This window comes from Paenibacillus sp. XY044 (assembly GCF_002257645.1).
Taxonomy (GTDB): domain Bacteria; phylum Bacillota; class Bacilli; order Paenibacillales; family Paenibacillaceae; genus Paenibacillus_AQ.
Genome location: NZ_NQMO01000002.1, coordinates 407,703 through 424,884, shown reverse-complemented (window position 1 = coordinate 424,884; position 17,182 = coordinate 407,703). Strand labels below are relative to the sequence as shown.

The following is a 17,182-nucleotide window of genomic DNA, read 5'->3' as shown; positions in this document are numbered from 1 at the left end:
CGCTAGTTATACTTCCGTCCTGCCGCGACACTTGCGGCTACTGAAATATTGTGCCGAACTTAAGACGAAATGTAAAGAGGCAAAGCATGGCCGGCTCACTAACGGATGTGGCTTGACCCCTAAAAAAGAAAAAGAATCCCGTTCTCTCTCATGCGCACACGAGGAATTCGGAATTCTTTTCCATTATCTATTTGGAATTGGGGTCCAACGGTTTCATTGTTGATAGTCTACCGCATCTTGATGCTGAAAATCAAATGTCTTTTCGAAAGCATTGCGAATTTTGCGGCGTGCTGCCGCTTTTACCTCCGGATTGCCGTTAAACTCCACGCCTGTCAGGGCAAGCGCCTCATCAGGAGTCAGCTCTACAGCAATCTTGCCTTTACCTCGAGTCTCTGCAGTTGAAGAATTCATCATTATCACCTCACGGTTAATAGGTTGGCCATGACGTCACGCTTTTATGAATTCTATAAGATGTTTACCCCGAAATCAGGGTGCTGACGCTAATTAAAATATAACACTTCATGTAAGTTTTATCAATGGAATATTCGCCTGTTTAGCGGCATAGCAGCGCTGTTTTCGAAACATTTTTTTGCAGTCCATGAACCAGATATATCCCTGGTATTTCGCCCCGATTCATGGAGATCCTCTATATAAAATACCCGAGGTGGGAAAAGCCCAAAAAGCCCAGCGTTTCCCCCGGGCCGCCTCATACCCTTTAGGCCGGATTTTTGTTACAATAGAGCAAGCGTAAAGTTTCACTTTCCCTGCGCATTTTTTTTGCAGGCCGCAATGCACAATAAAGGAGTACCATCATGAACAGCCGAGCCCTTTCTTCTCCCCTGCTGTGGGGCGATAAAAGATTCCATACGTGGAATTACGAGATGCGGGAACAGTTTAACGATAAAGTGTTCAAAGTCATGCTGGATGCCGGATTCACCTGCCCGAACCGCGACGGTTCGATCGCCAGGGGCGGCTGCACGTTCTGCAGCGCCCGGGGATCGGGTGACTTTGCCGGCAGCCGGCGCGACGATCTGATCACCCAGTTTAACAGCATCCGGGACAAACAGCATGAGAAGTGGCCCCACGCCCGATATATCGGTTATTTCCAGGCCTATACCAACACGTACGCACCCGTCGATGTGCTTCGCGAGTACTACGAAGTCATTTTGGAACAGCCAGGCGTTGTCGGCTTGTCCATCGCCACGCGGCCGGACTGCCTGCCGGACGATGTGATCGAGTATTTGGCCGAGCTGAACGAGCGGACCTATCTATGGGTCGAAATGGGACTGCAGACCATTCATCACGAAACATCCGACCTGATTAATCGCGCGCATGACACCCAATGCTTCATCGACGCCGTGGAGAAACTGCGGAGGCATGGCATCCGGGTATGCGCGCATATCATTTACGGCCTGCCGCAGGAAACCCACGAAATGATGCTGGAGACCGGACGCGCCGTGGCGAACATGGACGTTCAAGGCATCAAAATCCATCTGCTTCACTTGATGAAGGGTACACCGATGGTCAGGCAGTACGAAGCGGATCTGCTCCGCTTCCTGGAACAGGATGAATATATTAAACTGGTCGCGGATACGCTGGAGTTTCTGCCGCCCGAAATGATCGTTCACCGCCTGACGGGCGACGCCCCGCGGAAGCTGCTGATCGGCCCAATGTGGTCTCAGGAGAAATGGGAAGTGCTAAACGGCATCGACGCCGAGCTCGAGGCACGGGACAGCTGGCAGGGTAAGTATTGGAGGAAAGGATAGCATGGGGTTTCTTTCCGTTCTGAGCTTTGCCCACAAACAAATCGCCGAGCGCCTCGCTCCCGGGGATATCGCCGTGGATGCCACGATCGGCACGGGGGCCGATACGCTCTTTTTGGCCAAGGCGGCCGGGCCTAAGGGGCATGTCTACGGCTTTGACGTTCAGGAGCAGGCCGTGTTCCTGACCCGGCAGAGGCTGGCGCAGGAAGCACCGGAGCAGATCGCTCCGGTAACGCTCTACCTCCAGAGCCATGCCGCGATGCGTGAGGCGCTGCCGGAAGGCGTGCACGGCCGGGTCGGGGCGGTGATGTTCAACCTCGGCTACCTGCCTGCCGAGGAGGCTGATAAAGCCATCATCACCACGCCGGACAGCACGATTGAGGCGCTCGAAGCCGGCTTGTCCCTGCTCAGACGGCGGGGCATTATGACCGCCGTGCTGTATCCCGGGCATGCCGGCGGCGATCAGGAGGCTCAGGCGGTGACCGCCTGGGCCTCCGCCCTGCCGCAGTCGCTGGCCCAGGCCGTCATATACAGGCAGCTGCAGCGCGCGGATGCCCCTTATGTCATTGCCCTGGAGAAAAAATAACGCGCACCGCTGCTTATGCAGCTCATGCCGCGAACCCCGCCTCACCTGGCGCCGCGGCATGCCGAACCATTTAAAACCGTTGTGCCCGGGGCCCGGCCGCCCTTTTCATCCGGATTGATTCCGGTCTGAAGCGGCCCGGCCGGGCCCAAGATATTGTTTTACATAGTAGCGGTTTATCCCAACCGATCACACGAACCCAAGAAAGGAACGATGAAGACATGACACAACCTTATCCATTATTATTTCAACCAGAGTTTAAAGAACGCGTATGGGGAGGCCGGGCGCTAGAGCAGTTTGGGCTGCAGATTCCGGAAGGTCATATCGGCGAAGGCTGGATGATCGCCGATCACCCGAACGGCACGACTTCCGTAATCAACGGCGAGCTGAAAGGCCAAGGCCTGGACCAGGTCCGCGAACAATTCGGCAAGGAATGGTTCGGCGCCAAAGGATTTTCCGAGAAAAACGGCCGCTTTCCGCTGCTGATCAAGCTGCTGGACTGCAATGACGACCTGTCGGTTCAGGTCCATCCGACCGACGATTATGAAGGGCTGCCGAAAGGCGAGCTTGGCAAGACGGAAATGTGGTACGTGCTGGATGCCAAGCCGGATGCCAAAATCATATATGGTCTCAAGGAAGGCGTTACGCGCGAGGCGATGAAGGAAGCGCTCGAGAACGGAACCGTCTTGGACAGCTTACAGGAAGTTTCCGTTGAAGCCGGAGACACGTTCTATATCCCTGCCGGCACGGTGCATGCGCTGTGCGCCGGTGTAGTCGTGGCTGAAATTCAGCAGAACTCCGACACGACCTACCGTCTCTACGACTACAACCGCCCAGGTTTGGACGGCAAACCGCGCGAGCTGCACATCGAGGATTCGCTGAACGTCATCTCGTACGAAGGATCCGGCGCCACGACGATGAAGACCGCTGGTAGCGCTGCGGGCGAATGGCTGCAGTTGGCGAAGTCCCCTTATTTCATTGTGGAAAAGGGAATCGTGGACGGTTCCTGGAACCTCTCCACTACGCCGGACAGCTTCACCATTCTGGTAGTATGCGACGGCAGCGGCTCCATCGTCTGGGACGGCGGCTCGCAGGACTACAAAGCCGGCCAGTGCTTCCTGCTTCCGGCTAACCTCGGTCAATACGAACTCAAAGGGAATGCTACCGTTCTCCGTTCGTACCTGCCTTAAGCCTGAAAGGCACGGGGCATTTCTTCTGAGTTATCTGTCGTTCACGAAAGAATGAAGGAGTGACCTCCATTGCGGGAACATACGTTTACGATGACGGATCCGCAAGGCACGCAGATCCATGTCTATGCCTGGCTTCCCGATGAGCCTGCTGGAGTGAAAACCGTCGTCCAGATCACCCATGGCATGTGCGAGACGGCCGAACGTTACAGACGGCTTGCCTCGCTGCTGACGCGTTTTCGCTATGCCGTATACGCCCACGACCAGCGCGGTCACGGCCTGACCGCCGGCTCCACGGAGCGGCTCGGCCATAGCGGCAAAGACGGCTTCCAGCATATGCTCCAAGACATTCAGCAGCTCGGCAGGTTCATTAGTGATCATCACCCGAACGTTCCCCATTTTTTGATGGGGCACAGCATGGGGTCGTTCCTCGTGCAGCGGGTGATGGAGACAGACGGCGGGCGGTATACGGGTTTTATTCTGTCCGGCACGAACGGACCGCGGAGCATGCTGAACGCCGGCAAAGCCGTCGCCAGGCTGCAGGGCGCACTCCAGGGGGAGTCGCACCGCAGCATCCTGCTGAACGCGATGGTCTTCGGCAGCTACAACCGCAGCTTTGCTCCGACCCGGACGCGGTTTGACTGGCTCTCCCGAGATCCGAAGGAAGTCGATAAATACATTGAAGATCCGTACTGCGGGGCCATTTGCACGACTGCGTTCTTCTATGATTTTTTCAGCCTGCTGCAGGATATCCAGAGGCCAGGCAGCTATGACGGCATTCCCCGGGATAAGCCGGTCTATCTCTTCAGCGGGGAGCTCGATCCCGTCGGGGATCAAGGTAAAGGCGTCCGGCGGCTGGAGGACATCTATCGCAGCATCGGCATCAAGGATGTCGAATGTAGGCTATATCCGAACGGACGCCACGAAATGCTGAACGAGATGAACCGGGACGAGGTCATGACCGAGCTGCTCGATTGGCTGGAGCGGCATATGTAGTGCCCTCCCGTTAATTCGAAGAACTACCCGCAACAAACGGCTCACAATAAGAAAAGCCGCTGCACGATGTGAATATCGTGCAGCGGCTTTTTCTCATTTTAGCATCACTCGGATCAACCCATCTTAACGCGTAGCTACAGCGACTCCGCCGGCTGGAGCCTCATCGTGTAGAACGCCGGCAGTTGGCTCTCGTCCTGCTGATACAACACGATCAGCACGGTGCCTCCGGAAGCATTCGCTACGTCACCTTTGCCGGCCAACAGCTCATCCAGCGCAAACGGCAGCACTTCGAGCACCGTATGCTTTTGCAGTTCCCGTTCGGTCAAGCCCAGGGAGGCAAAATCCCCCGAAACAAGCTCCGGATGCTCCACGATCTTTCGCATCAAGCTGCTCCAATCGTCCTTGGCGAGCGGCTGCTCCCACCATATTTTACGCGGCTTGTACTTATGGTTAAGGAAGTAATCCAGCTTCATCAGGCCCAGAATCACGTCCATGCGCTTCGTCTCCCGCTGCTTCAGGAAGGAGGCCAGGCGCGTGAACAGGTCTTCGAGCTGATGGCCGATCTTCTGCCAGCCCTGCTCTTCCCAGTAATCGCCGAACTCCTGGAAGAAGTCGAACGGTGACGGAAATTCATGGGTCATAAGATAGTTCAGCGTATGGTCCATCCGGTGCGCGTTCCAGTATTTCTCCAGCACATCCTCCAGCCGCTTAAGCCGGACGATGTCGGCAAAAGGCAGCTTATGGCTGCCGAGAATTTCGTAAGGCGCCTGGTCCATGTATGTGTAATCGTGCTTCTCGGCATCGCGGCGCAGCCCGGTGCCCCGCAGCATTTTCAGAAAACCGAGCTGCAGTTCTTCCGGCCCCAGGGCGAACACGTCGTTAAATGTCTTGCGGAACGTCCCGTAATCCTCTTCGGGCAGACCAGCAATCAAGTCCAGGTGCTGGGCGATCCGGCCGCTGTTCTTGATGATGTTGACGGTCCGGGACAGCTTCTCGAAATTTTGCCGCCGTTTCACGATGACGTTGGTCGGATCGTTCGTCGACTGCACGCCGATCTCGAACCGAAAAATCCCCGGCGGGGCGTTGTCGGCGAGAAACTGCAGCACTTCGGGGCGCATAATGTCCGCCGTAATTTCGAACTGGAACACGCAGCCGCGGTTATTTTTAATCAGAAAATCAAACATCTCCAGCGCATACTGGTGGTTGATGTTAAACGTGCGGTCCAGAAACTTGATGATCTTCGCGCCGTGGTCGATCAAATACGTAATATCGGACTTCACCCGCTCGATGTCGTAATACCGGACGCCGTTCTCGATGCTGGACAGGCAGAACTGGCACTGGAACGGACAGCCGCGGCTCGTCTCGAAGTAAACGATTCTTTTCCCCAAATTCGGGATATCCTCGGGAAAACGGTGCGGCGTGGGCAGCGTATTGAGGTCGCTTTTCGGCCTCGGCGGATTAATGATGACTTCGTCGCCCTTCCGGTAAGCAACGCCATAGACAAAATGAAACTTGCGGTCCCCTTCGATCACCTGCAGCAGATGGTGAAAGGTTTCCTCGCCGTCGCCCATGACGATGAAATCGACCGCCGGCATCCGCTCCATCCAGTACTGGGTGTCATAGGACACTTCCGGGCCGCCGAGCACGATCGTGACTTCCGGCATCACCTTCTTCACGATCTCGATCACTTTCAGCGTCTCTTCGATATTCCAAATATAGCAGGAGAATCCGATGACGTCGGGCTTCCGCTGAAACAGGTCGGATACGATGTTCATGACCGGGTCTTTAATCGTATACTCGGCCAGCTCGATATCAAATGCATGCTCGCTGTATGCCTTGAGCAGGCGGATCGCCAGGCAGGTATGGATATATTTCGCATTCAGGGTGGATAACAGGACTTTCATTGGTTCACGACCTTCTTCTTATTCATCATATCCGCCGGCGTAGGCATCATCGCTCTGGTTTTGGAAAAAATCAAGAAACGGTCTGCCGTATTTCCGGTACTTGACCTCGCCGACGCCTTTAATATTCAGCATTTCATCTTCGGTCTGCGGACATACCACACTCATCTCGCGCAGCGTCGCATCATTGAAAATAATATACGACGGCACATGCTCCTTGCCCGCGAGCTCGCGCCGGATCAGGCGCAGCTGCTCGAACACGGTCTCGTTGACCGCTGACGGCGATCCGTCGCGGCTGCGGGAGCTTCGGCTGGCCGTTGGTGCCGCCGGACGGGCGGTGCGCTGAAGCACCTGCCGCTGGCCCTTCAGCACCTCGGCCGCCAGCGGCTGCAGCCGCAGCACGGGGTACTGGCCTTCCGAGAGCGCCAGGTACCCTTCCGAAGCGAGCACGTTGATGATTTCGGAAATTTCCTTCTCTGTCCGGGTCGCCATCGTCCCGTAGGTCGACAAGCTGTCAAAGCCGTACTGCAGCACTTTTTTGTTCCGCGATCCCTTCAGCACCGCCGCTACCAGCGATACGCCGAAGCGCTCGCGCATCCGGTGGATGCAGGAGAAAATTTTCTGCGCATCCACTGTCATATCGATCAGCTCGCGCTCATCCGTGCAGGAACTGCAGATGCCGCACGGCTTGTCCTCATGGGACTCGCCGAAATAGTCCAGCATCGCGCTGCGCAGGCAGCGGGTCGTGTAGCAGTAGTCGACCATCTGCTGCAGCTTACGGTAATCGTTCGATTTGCGGTCGGTTTCCTGCGGATTCTGTTCGATCAGAAACTTCTGCGTGATAATATCCTGCGGGCTGAACAGCAGAATGCACTGGCTCGGCTCACCGTCCCGGCCGGCGCGTCCGGCCTCCTGGACGTAAGCCTCCATATTTTTCGGCATGTTGTAGTGAATGACGTACCGGACGTTGGACTTGTCGATGCCCATCCCGAATGCGTTGGTTGCGACCATCACCCGGATGTCGTCATACAAAAAAGCCTCCTGACTGGCTGCGCGCTCCTCATCGCTCATCCCTGCGTGATAGCGGCCTGCGGCTAAGCCCACGCTGCTCAGACGCTGGTACAAATCGTCCACGTCTTTGCGCGTCGCCGCGTATATGATCCCCGGCTGGCTGTTGTGCGCCTCGGCATAGGTCATGACAAAATCGCGTTTGTTCTCCCCGCGCAGCACCGACATGGCCAGATTGTCCCGGCCAAGTCCCGTGACGAACACCTCCGGTTCCCGCAGGCGCAGCAGGCGGACCATGTCCTTGGTCACTTCCGGGGTGGCCGTCGCGGTAAAAGCAGCCAGGATGGGCCGCTCAGGCAGCCCTTCCACGAACGGAGCTACCGACAGGTAGCTCGTCCGGAAGTCATGCCCCCACTGCGACACGCAGTGGGCTTCGTCGACGGCCACGCAGGAAATTTCCAGCAAAGCCATTTCGTCGCGGAACCAATCGAGCTCAAGCCGCTCCGGCGCCACATACAGGAGCTTCAGCTCCCCCCGCTTGGCCGCGCGGATCCGCTCGTTCACTTCCTTGCCGGTCAGCGTGCTGTTGATGTACGCGGCAGCGATGCCCATCGCTGTCAGCGCGTCGACCTGATCCTTCATCAAGGAGATCAGCGGCGATACGACCAAGGTCAGACCCGGCAGCAAAAGCGCCGGAATCTGATAGCAGATCGACTTGCCTCCGCCCGTCGGCATGATGCCCAGCGTGTCCTGATGCTGTAGGAGGCTGGATACGATATGTTTCTGGCCTTCCCGAAAGTCCGGGTAGCCGTAATATTTTTGCAGCATTTCCTGTGCCCGTTCCAAAGAAGGGGTCTCCACACTCATAAATAAGAACTCCTAACGATACAAATTCAGTGGCGGCCCAAGCATGCTATAAGGCTTCGCCACGTTTCTTAACTCAACCCTTCGGCCTTTATGGAAAAGAAACGAAAAGAAACGTTATGACAACGAAAGTAACTTTATTCAGTCCAATTATAAGTTTACCGGGGTTTCCGGGAATGAGCAACCGTGAGGAGAGGATTTTACTTGTGCTGTGAGTGAACCTCCTCTTGGCAAAATAGATGGGCACAGGCGATGGTTTGCAGCTTAAGCAGGAAAATGGATGCAACTCATCCCGACCGGTTCTCGTCATAATAGGTAAGTTGGGAGGGATGGAGTGCAATGAAAAGAGGGTTTTTATTTTTGCTTATCGCTTTGACGTTCCTAGCGGGATGCTCTCTTGAGTCTGATTTAGACAAAGGCAACCATGCAACGCCAGCAGAGATTGCAGATCAGGAGGCCGGTATGCCTGAAGCCATGCCGGATGATTTTAATTTCATTGTCCGTTTTGGTTATGGCGATATCTCTAAAAACGAAATAAACACTTTTCAAGGAACCGTAACGAAAGACTTAATAAGCAAAGGTGCGGCAACGGCTCATCTCAAGTTTACCCAAGATGAAATGCGCGGGATCTACAGCAAAATGAGAGAAATAAGCATCATGGCCTCGAAGAAATTAGCTAAAAGTCAAAATTGCTCCAAGTCGCCAAGCAATGAAGACGAGTGGACGATAACCGTCGACGGCAAAACAGAATCGTTCTCGTGGACTGACCGAAATTGTGAACTGTCCGATGATGCCATTGCATTGTTGAAATTAAGGAATTTCATCCAATCCATCGTGGAGCGCAAAGTGGCCTATCAAGCCTTGCCGGCGGCTGAGGGCGGTTACGACTAAAGCCGCTTGATCATGACCTGAAAAGAATACGGCAGCCCGCCAGGAGCACCCCCAAATCGACGGAGTCATATGCACCAGCGCACTGCCGCTTATATCTCGATATTCAGCTTTTGAGGATCTGCCCCTTGAAGCGATTCGAAGCTCGCCATATCGATCGGACGCGGCTGATCAGGTCAGCGCTGCTTCGAGATGGCCGCCGCGGCGGTATCCCAGCGGTGGCTGTACTGCGCAAGTTTTGGATGAATCGCCTCGGGCTCCTCCGTCAGCAGCAGCCGGAGCTTGACGATCCACTCCCCGAAGGAGCTGTAGCTCGCAAACAGATTCGCCATATCCGGCGACATCAGCAGAAAATGCGGCGCAGGATATTTCTCCGTCAGATGCCGAAGAGCGGCTTCCACCGGCGTGTATTTTTTTCGGCGGCCCTCCCAGTCCTCGATGACCGTCTTCCCGTGTCCTTCAGACCTCCAGGCTTCCAGTCGTTTCTCCCGTTTGTAATACGTGCTGACCGGTTCCTTGGTCATTCTCCGCACCGTCTCCTCATGCAGCGGATACAGCACCAGTTTGGAAAAGGACAGCACGCCGGCAAGCGACTCCGCTTCATTCAGAGCGGCTTCATCCACCTCTTCAAACGTATCGTAATAAATGAGCGTACCTTTGCGCTTCTGCACCGGAGGCTCGTACCCATAGGGAACCGTTTGTACCGTATGCTTCATCCTCATCACTCCCCAGATTCGTTTCTATATGTAATGTACCCGGCAGCGGATGACGTGATTACTCCAAGATACGCCGGTCCGCGAAGTTATTCGTCGACTTCGTCCAGATGGTCCCGACAGAAGTTTTCGAGAAGCTCCACTTCGTCCTCTTCCAGGTCAAAATCAAGGTATTGCCCCGTCGTTTTCTCGTAAATTTCGTATTTCACGATCGCGGATTGATCTTCGTCGACCTTGTAAATAACCCGGACATATAGGCCGTTCTCCGTAAAAAGCTCATCGTCATCAGGCACCTCGATGTCGAGCTTGAATTCATAGCGCGTTCCCTGCAGAATGCGGAACGGGTCCTTGACCTTCTCCGCTTCGTATTCGGTTATCGTCAGCATGTTGTCATCCTTTCATTCATCCTGTTCTTTATTGTACCAGACCTGTCCCGGTCCATTCACGGACACGGACCCGCCGGGCATATAATAGCCTCATTAAGGGAGGCGTTAGCCATGATTTATGCAGTCATGCAGCTCATCGGCGGGTTTATTCTGGCGTTCGGCTGGATTCCGCAAATTATACAAGTCATTCGAACCAAGTCGGTTGCGGATCTCAGCCTGAAAACGTTCGGCTCGCTTGTGGCCGGCATCGGTCTGATGGAGGTCTATGCCGTTCATATCGCGCTGGCCGGCGTCGGCATTCCGTTTCTGATCACCAATACGCTGTCGCTTGTACTGATGCTTATTATGATCGGCTGTATATTAAAATACCGCAAGCGGCCGTAGCCCAAAGCCAAGGCAACTTCCTGCCCCCTCACCCCAGCCACCCGATCATCAAAGGCAGCAGCACAAAGGAAGCAAGCGTCGTCCACAAGATGCACCGGGTCACGACTTTAGGCGCCGCATCAAACTGCTCGGCCAAAATGACCGCATTCACCGCGGCCGGCATGGAGCTGAGCACCAGCATGACGTTGAACAACACGCCTTGAATGCCAAGCAGGTACAGCAGCAGCGCGGATACCACCGGCGAAATGACCAAACGTAGCGCCAGTCCGGCGTAAAAGGCTTTATTCATCGCTTCCGTATAAGCCGTCTTCCCGCTTCTTACGCTTACCATTTGCGCCCCCAAGATAAACAGCGCCACCGAGGAATACGCGCCAGAAATCATCGAAATTCCTTGATTCAGCTCCTGCGGCAGCTCCACATGCAACGTCCGGCAGATCACGGCAAGCACGGCCGCATAGATGGACGGCAATTTAAAGATCGACAGCGCCGCCTGCTTTACCGAAAACTGCGACCGTGCGGCAAAATACACGCCCAGCGTATTAACGATGATGATCTGTAGTATGACGTACACCGAAGCCTTATCCAATCCCGCTTGCCCAAAAGCCAACAGCACCAGCGGCAGGCCATAATTGACGCAATTCGTAAACAGCGCCGTTAGCGTGAGGCCCGATCGCTCGGCAGCCGGTAGAGACCAAATCTTTCCAATCCCTACGGCAATCCCCCACAACAGCAGCATGTTGAGGACCGTGAACAGAACGGTATCCGTAATCTCACCGTAGCTGATGTCGGCCCCGATCAACGTTTCAAAAATAAGCGCGGGACTCAGCAGGTACAGGGACAGCGTAGAAATCGGCTTAGTATCGATCGGTTTAAAATGCTTGATCAGCGCCCCTCCGATCACCGGCAGCGATATCGGAAGGAACACCTGGTACACTGTAGTCAAAAACGTCTGCAGCATATGTAATCCTTTCCTGTCTTTATCCTATGTTTAATCCCATACCGGCGCCTTCTCCGGATGACGCATCAGTTCAAACATCAGGCTGATCTGCTCATCCGTATTACGGATTTGCGATAGGACAGGAAGGTCGTCCTCTGCAAAAAACTGAACGCCGCTCGTCTCCACCCCTTCAGCCGCTTCGCCGCCGGAGATTTCGCATGCGATGAATATTTTATACACGTGATACGGACCCGGCGGATTATGCTTCAGGTTGTCGAGCACGGCCAGCAGCCGGGTTGGCGTCACCTCAAAACCGGACTCCTCCCGAACCTCCTTTACGGCAATTTCGGAAGGCGACAGCCCGATATCCGCCCAGCCGCCCGGCAGCGACCATTCCCCTTCGGCCTTTTCGCGGACGAGTAAAATTTGGTCTCCCTGAAAAATCACCCCGCGCACATCCACTTTCGGCGTGGCATATCCTCCTTCCCCGGCAAAAAGCGCCGTCAGCAGTTCGGTCTCGACATTCGTGTACTCCCGCATGATTTCTACGCTCAGTGCCCGAAGCTGCTCAAAGCGTTCCAGGTCGTATACGTCCCGCGAGTATGCCAGCCCTGTCTGGGCCACAGCCTGGATTTGTTTGGCCCATTCCAGCCATTTCAGCGGTTTGTTCATCGGCAGGTCTCCTCCTGTACATGGAATTCACCATTTTTTCAAATAAATTATTGAGAAAGATTATCATTGAGAATGAATGTGTGATACAATGTTCTCAAGTCATCATTCATTAACATATCATAAGGAGTCGACGACCATGGTGAAAGCCCCTGATCAGAAATACGCATCCTTGCGGGTTGACGATTATCTTGACCTTTTAAACCTGGCGAAGCAGCTGCAAGACACCCGGTGGCAGAAGGAAATTATACGCAAGCTGGAACGCCTCAACAATACATCGATCCATCCCTTATCTTGTTAACATAGAAGACCGTGGGGCGCGTATTTTGATAGTACCATGCCTTCGGGTGAATCTGAACAATTTTTCCAAAAGAATACCGCAAGCGCATTTGCTATCACGGCAGAGGTACCCGAGGGGTGCTTCTGCTTTATTTGTGTTCGTCCCCCTGCGTCTTCAGCCTATTTTCCCACCGGCGGGTCATGGACAGGCGTTTATCCCTTCCAGCACGCACGAAAAAACGGACTGCCTGCAGGCAGTCCGTTTCGTTGTATCTATTTGGGTAAATTCTGTTATTAACCTTCGAGCAGCAGAGATTCCGGATCTTCCAGCATCTCTTTGATCGTCACCAGGAAGCGTACGGCTTCAGCGCCATCTACGATCCGGTGGTCATAGGACAGGGCGATATACATCATCGGGCGGTTCTCCATCCGCTCGGCGTCGATAGCGACAGGACGAAGCTGGATGTTGTGCATCCCCAGAATACCGACCTGCGGCGCGTTCAGAATCGGCGTGGACAGCAGGGAACCGAAAGTTCCGCCGTTCGTGATCGTGAACGTTCCGCCTTGGAGCTCGGACAGCGCCAGCGTATTGCTGCGTGCCTTGCTGGCCAACGTGGCGATATCTCTTTCGATTTCGGCAAAGCTGAGGCGGTCGGCATCACGCACGACAGGAACAACGAGGCCTTCTTTGGCCGAAACGGCGATACCGATATCGTAGTATTTCTTCACGATAATGTCTTCCCCGTCGATCTCCGCGTTCAGGTGAGGGAACTTCTTCAGCGCACCTACTACCGCTTTGGTGAAGAAGGACATGAAGCCGAGACCAATCTCATGCTTCTCTTTGAAAGCATCCTTGCGGCGCTTGCGGATGTCCATGATCGCCGTCATGTCCACTTCGTTGAAGGTCGTCAGCATGGCGGCCGTTCTTTGCGCTTCCACCAGACGTTTGGCGATCGTCGCGCGGCGGCGGGACATGCGCGTGCGTTCCGCCGGTTTGCCCGGCTGGGAAACCGCTGCGGGAGCGGCTGCCTGCGGTGCCGGTGCAGCAGCCTGTGGCGCCGCCGGTGCATCCGCATGGTTCTTCACGTTGTCCGTATAGATGCGGCCTTTCGGATCACGGCTCGATACCTGATCCAGGTCGATGCCCTGCTCGCGAGCCAGCTTGCGTGCCGCTGGCGATGCGGCGAGGTAACCTTCGCCTTCGCCGGAACGTGCAGGCTCGGCTGCTGCCGGCGCTGCCGGTTGGGCTGGTGCTGCTGCCGGTGCCGAAGGCTGCTGAGCCTGCGGCGCCTCTTCCTTCGCTGCCGGTGCGGATGCCGGTTTGGCACCGCCGCCGGTGCCGAGCCGTCCGATCACTTCACCGATTTGAACCGTATCCCCGTCTTTTCTCAGAATCTTCTCCAACACGCCGTCTTCTTCGGCACTGATTTCCAAATTGACCTTATCCGTTTCAAGTTCGAGGAGGACGTCGCCTTGGCTGACTGCCTGGCCTTCCTCCACATGCCATTTAAAAATCGTTCCTTCTGTGATGGATTCTCCCATTGCCGGTACTGTAATATCGCTCACTGCCGCTACCTCCCCAGAGTGATGTTATGTTTAATGGATTTTTGATTCAACGCTGCCGCTACGATTTGCTGCTGTTCAAAGGCGTGCACTTGTTGGAAGCCGCTCGCCGTACTGGAGCGTTCCGGACGGCCGTTGTAGTTCACTGGCGTATCCTTCGGCGCTACTTTGCGGAGCTTGGACTCGATGTAGCGCCATGCTCCCATGTTCTCAGGCTCTTCCTGTACCCACAAAATTTCCTTCACGTTCGTAAAGCGGGCCAGAATGCCGGCGACTTCCTTCTCAGGGAACGGATACAGCTGCTCCACGCGGAGGATGTGCAGCCATTCGTTCGCCTCGCCGCTCTTCTCCAGCGCTTCTTCCAGTTCAACGGCAATCTTGCCGCTGCACAGAACGATGCGTTCCACGCGCTCCGGACGTCCACCCAGACCAGGCTGCTCCAGCACAGGCTTGAAGGAGCCTTGGGCGAATTCGGACGCGCTGGATGCCACGCGGGCATTACGGATCAAGCTCTTCGGCGACATCATGATCAGCGGACGCGCATCATCGCTTTCCGTTAGCGCCGCTTGACGACGCAGCAGATGGAAGTACTGAGCCGCTGTTGTAACGTTGGCCACCGTAAAGTTCTCTTCCCCGCCGAGCTGCAGGAAGCGTTCCAGACGGGCACTGGAGTGCTCTGGTCCGGCGCCTTCGTAGCCGTGAGGCAGGAGCATCACAAGGCTCGATTTCTGTCCCCACTTGGAGCGGCCGGCCGAAATGAACTGGTCGGTGATCACTTGTGCCACGTTGGAGAAGTCACCGTATTGGCCTTCCCAAATGACCAAGGTTTCCGGTGAGTACACGTTGTACCCGTATTCGAATCCGAGCACCGATGCTTCGGACAGCGGGCTGTTATAGATCGCAAAGGAAGCCTTGGCTTCCGGCAGATGATGAATCGGGCAGTAGGTCGAGCCGTTCTTCGTATCGTGCAGCACCAAGTTCCGGTGCGCGAAAGTGGCCCGCTCGGCGTCCTGACCGGTCAGACGGATCGGCTTGCCGTCCGCGACGATCGAGGCAAATGCCAGCGTCTCTGCAAGACCCCAATCCACCTTTTCCCCGTCGTTCAGAGCGGTTTCCCGGCGCTCCAGAATACGCTGCAGCTTAGGATAGACATTGAAGTCATCCGGACGGCTCAGCAGATCCTTATTGATCTTGCGCAGCTTGCCGATCGGCACGGCCGTCTTGATCTTGGCGATCCGCTCCTCGGCCGGCGTCTGGTGGTGCGAGTTGGCAGGATCCTGTTCCTTGTCCTTGATCCGGTCATAGGCCGCTTTCAGACGTTCCTGGACCTGCTGGATGACCTGCGCGGATTCCTCCTTGCTGATCACGCCTTCCTTGATTAGAACATCCGCATAAATGGCGGCGGCCCGCGGATGACTCTTCACCTTCTGGTATACCAGCGGCTGAGTCGTATCCGGATCGTCCGTTTCGTTGTGGCCATAGCGGCGGTAGCCGACCAAGTCAATCAGGAAGTCCTTCTTGAACTTATTGCGGTATTCACTGGCCAGGCGCGTCGCGTTGATGCAGGCTTCGGGATCGTCGGCATTCACGTGAACGATCGGGATTTCATAACCTTTCGCCAGGTCGCTTGCGTAGTGCGTCGAACGGGAGTCTTTGCTCTCCGTCGTAAAGCCGATGTTGTTGTTCGCAATAATATGAATCGTTCCGCCGTTCTGGAAACCCGGCAGCTTATTGAAGTTCAAGGTTTCGGCCACGATGCCTTCGCCCGGGAATGCCGAGTCCCCGTGAATCAGCACTGTTGCAGCTTTGTTCACGTCCTGCTGCGGATATCCCGGCTCGGTGCGGTCCTCTTGGGCCGCGCGGGCAAAACCCTCGACCACCGGATTGACGTATTCCAGATGGCTCGGGTTGTTCGCGAGCGTGATCTTCGCTTTGACGTCGCTCGCTCCCTCAACCGTGCGATTCGCGCCCAGATGGTATTTCACGTCTCCGGTCCAGCCGAAATTAATGCCCATCGATCCTTCCGAAGGGAACATCTTCTTGTTTGGGGAGTGATGGAATTCCGCGAAAATTTTATCGTAAGGCTTGCCGAGCACGTGGGCCAGCACGTTCAGACGGCCCCTGTGGGCCATGCCCATCAAAACATGCTCCGCGCCTTCGTCCACCATGTTGCGGACAAACTCATCCAGCATCGGAACCATCGTGTCGGTTCCTTCGATGGAGAAGCGCTTCTGCCCGACAAAGGTTTTGTGAAGAAATTCCTCGAATTGATCCACTTCCACCAGTCTTTCCAGCAGCGCCTTTTTCTGCTCTGCGTTCAAAGGAGCCACGGCATGGTTCTCGACCTGACGGTTAAGCCATACGCGCTCCTCCACTTCATGGACGTGACTGAATTCGTAAGCAATCGTTCCTGTATATGTTTGACGCAGTTTCTGGATGGCTTCCCAGCCAGTTCTCACGTTATCGGGAGCACCGTCCCAAATCAATGAAGCCGGAAATGCTTCCAGGTCGGATTGGCTCAGCCCATACTGCTCTGGCTCAAGCACCCTGGTGTCGGCTTTGGGGAGAATGCCCAGCGGATCAATGTCTGCCGCCAGGTGTCCATAAGTGCGGATGTTCCACACCAGCTTGCCTGCGTCAACGCCTTTCTTCAGCAGGTTGCCGTCCAAAGCGACTGATTTCGGTGCCGCAGCCGGCTCCAGCACGGCAGACGCCATCGGCGGCGCCCCCCACAGCTGGAACACTTTACGGTATGTTTCGTCCACCGATTCCGGATCATTTGCATAACGTTCGTACTGTTCCTGGACGTACCCCAGATTCGGCCCGTAGTACGATTCCCAAGCCCCCTGCGTTTGCTCGTCTCTCTTATTGGTTATCATCGTTAACGTGATACCTCCGCCTTGATTTTTTAATAGTCATATAGAATGAATAAACCGCTTCATTTATCAATCTATATATTGGACGGAAATCTGAACAATCAATGCATGTAAGCCATTTCACGAAAATGTAAGCGGCTCACTTTCTATTATAAACAAATCGGAGCCATACCTGAAATAACCAT

At 55.2% G+C, this 17,182-nt stretch carries 16 protein-coding genes; 7 read left to right on the top strand and 9 right to left on the bottom strand.

The features are described 5' to 3' along the window. Window positions 1-213: 213 nt before the first annotated feature. The gene (locus CJP46_RS10395; RefSeq protein WP_094595533.1) at window positions 214-411 is read right to left on the bottom strand and encodes a hypothetical protein; all 198 of its coding nucleotides are present in this window, start codon (window positions 409-411) and stop codon (window positions 214-216) included. Window positions 412-812: 401 nt separating this feature from the next. Here CJP46_RS10395 and mnmL point away from each other — a divergent pair, with 401 nt between their 5' ends. The 4 genes from mnmL to CJP46_RS10375 all read left to right on the top strand — a co-directional run bounded on the left by mnmL (window position 813) and on the right by CJP46_RS10375 (window position 4,529). After that, on the top strand, window positions 813-1,766 hold the full coding sequence (gene mnmL, locus CJP46_RS10390) for a tRNA modification radical SAM protein MnmL/YtqA (protein ID WP_094595532.1): 954 nt from the start codon (window positions 813-815) through the stop codon (window positions 1,764-1,766). 1 nt (window position 1,767) lies between these two features. Continuing rightward, the gene (gene mnmM / locus CJP46_RS10385; RefSeq protein ID WP_094595531.1) at window positions 1,768-2,349 is read left to right on the top strand and encodes a tRNA 5-(aminomethyl)-2-thiouridylate-methyltransferase MnmM; all 582 of its coding nucleotides are present in this window, start codon (window positions 1,768-1,770) and stop codon (window positions 2,347-2,349) included. A gap of 218 nt (window positions 2,350-2,567) precedes the next feature. Next, window positions 2,568-3,536 (top strand): type I phosphomannose isomerase catalytic subunit, encoded by a 969-nt coding sequence (locus CJP46_RS10380; RefSeq protein ID WP_094595530.1) that lies wholly within the window; start codon window positions 2,568-2,570, stop codon window positions 3,534-3,536. 69 nt (window positions 3,537-3,605) lie between these two features. Then, window positions 3,606-4,529 (top strand): alpha/beta fold hydrolase, encoded by a 924-nt coding sequence (locus CJP46_RS10375; protein ID WP_179281119.1) that lies wholly within the window; start codon window positions 3,606-3,608, stop codon window positions 4,527-4,529. 134 nt (window positions 4,530-4,663) lie between these two features. On the opposite strand, the gene CJP46_RS10370 is transcribed toward CJP46_RS10375, so the two are convergent. Both CJP46_RS10370 and recQ read right to left on the bottom strand, forming a co-directional pair. After that, on the bottom strand, window positions 4,664-6,433 hold the full coding sequence (locus tag CJP46_RS10370) for a B12-binding domain-containing radical SAM protein (protein WP_094595529.1): 1,770 nt from the start codon (window positions 6,431-6,433) through the stop codon (window positions 4,664-4,666). A gap of 18 nt (window positions 6,434-6,451) precedes the next feature. Then, window positions 6,452-8,305 (bottom strand): DNA helicase RecQ, encoded by a 1,854-nt coding sequence (gene recQ / locus CJP46_RS10365; RefSeq protein ID WP_094595528.1) that lies wholly within the window; start codon window positions 8,303-8,305, stop codon window positions 6,452-6,454. Between the two features lie 336 nt (window positions 8,306-8,641). Here recQ and CJP46_RS10360 point away from each other — a divergent pair, with 336 nt between their 5' ends. Continuing rightward, the gene (locus tag CJP46_RS10360) at window positions 8,642-9,193 is read left to right on the top strand and encodes a hypothetical protein (RefSeq protein WP_094595527.1); all 552 of its coding nucleotides are present in this window, start codon (window positions 8,642-8,644) and stop codon (window positions 9,191-9,193) included. Between the two features lie 173 nt (window positions 9,194-9,366). Here CJP46_RS10360 and CJP46_RS10355 read toward each other — a convergent pair whose 3' ends face one another. Both CJP46_RS10355 and CJP46_RS10350 read right to left on the bottom strand, forming a co-directional pair. Beyond that, window positions 9,367-9,906, bottom strand: a complete 540-nt coding sequence (locus tag CJP46_RS10355) for a hypothetical protein (RefSeq protein WP_094595526.1) — start codon at window positions 9,904-9,906, stop codon at window positions 9,367-9,369. Window positions 9,907-9,992: 86 nt separating this feature from the next. Beyond that, a complete protein-coding gene (locus CJP46_RS10350) occupies window positions 9,993-10,289 on the bottom strand; it encodes a DUF6509 family protein (protein WP_094595525.1) in 297 nt (98 codons plus the stop codon). 111 nt (window positions 10,290-10,400) lie between these two features. On the opposite strand from CJP46_RS10350, the gene CJP46_RS10345 reads away from it, so the two are divergent. Then, on the top strand, window positions 10,401-10,673 hold the full coding sequence (locus tag CJP46_RS10345) for a SemiSWEET family sugar transporter (protein WP_094595524.1): 273 nt from the start codon (window positions 10,401-10,403) through the stop codon (window positions 10,671-10,673). Between the two features lie 28 nt (window positions 10,674-10,701). On the opposite strand, the gene CJP46_RS10340 is transcribed toward CJP46_RS10345, so the two are convergent. Then, window positions 10,702-11,631 carry an AEC family transporter gene (locus CJP46_RS10340; protein WP_094595523.1) on the bottom strand — a complete coding sequence of 310 codons (930 nt, stop codon included), beginning with the start codon at window positions 11,629-11,631 and terminating at the stop codon, window positions 10,702-10,704. Between the two features lie 30 nt (window positions 11,632-11,661). Beyond that, a complete protein-coding gene (locus CJP46_RS10335; protein WP_094595522.1) occupies window positions 11,662-12,282 on the bottom strand; it encodes an NUDIX hydrolase in 621 nt (206 codons plus the stop codon). A gap of 136 nt (window positions 12,283-12,418) precedes the next feature. Between CJP46_RS10335 and CJP46_RS36505 the strand changes: the two genes are divergently transcribed. After that, window positions 12,419-12,580: a hypothetical protein gene (locus CJP46_RS36505; protein WP_163878816.1), complete on the top strand. Its 162-nt coding sequence runs from the start codon at window positions 12,419-12,421 to the stop codon at window positions 12,578-12,580. A 272-nt stretch (window positions 12,581-12,852) separates the two neighbouring features. Here CJP46_RS36505 and odhB read toward each other — a convergent pair whose 3' ends face one another. Together odhB and CJP46_RS10325 are read right to left on the bottom strand one after the other, a co-directional pair. Continuing rightward, the gene (gene odhB, locus CJP46_RS10330) at window positions 12,853-14,124 is read right to left on the bottom strand and encodes a 2-oxoglutarate dehydrogenase complex dihydrolipoyllysine-residue succinyltransferase (protein ID WP_094595521.1); all 1,272 of its coding nucleotides are present in this window, start codon (window positions 14,122-14,124) and stop codon (window positions 12,853-12,855) included. 5 nt (window positions 14,125-14,129) lie between these two features. Further along, on the bottom strand, window positions 14,130-17,000 hold the full coding sequence (locus tag CJP46_RS10325; protein WP_094595520.1) for a 2-oxoglutarate dehydrogenase E1 component: 2,871 nt from the start codon (window positions 16,998-17,000) through the stop codon (window positions 14,130-14,132). Window positions 17,001-17,182: the final 182 nt, after the last annotated feature.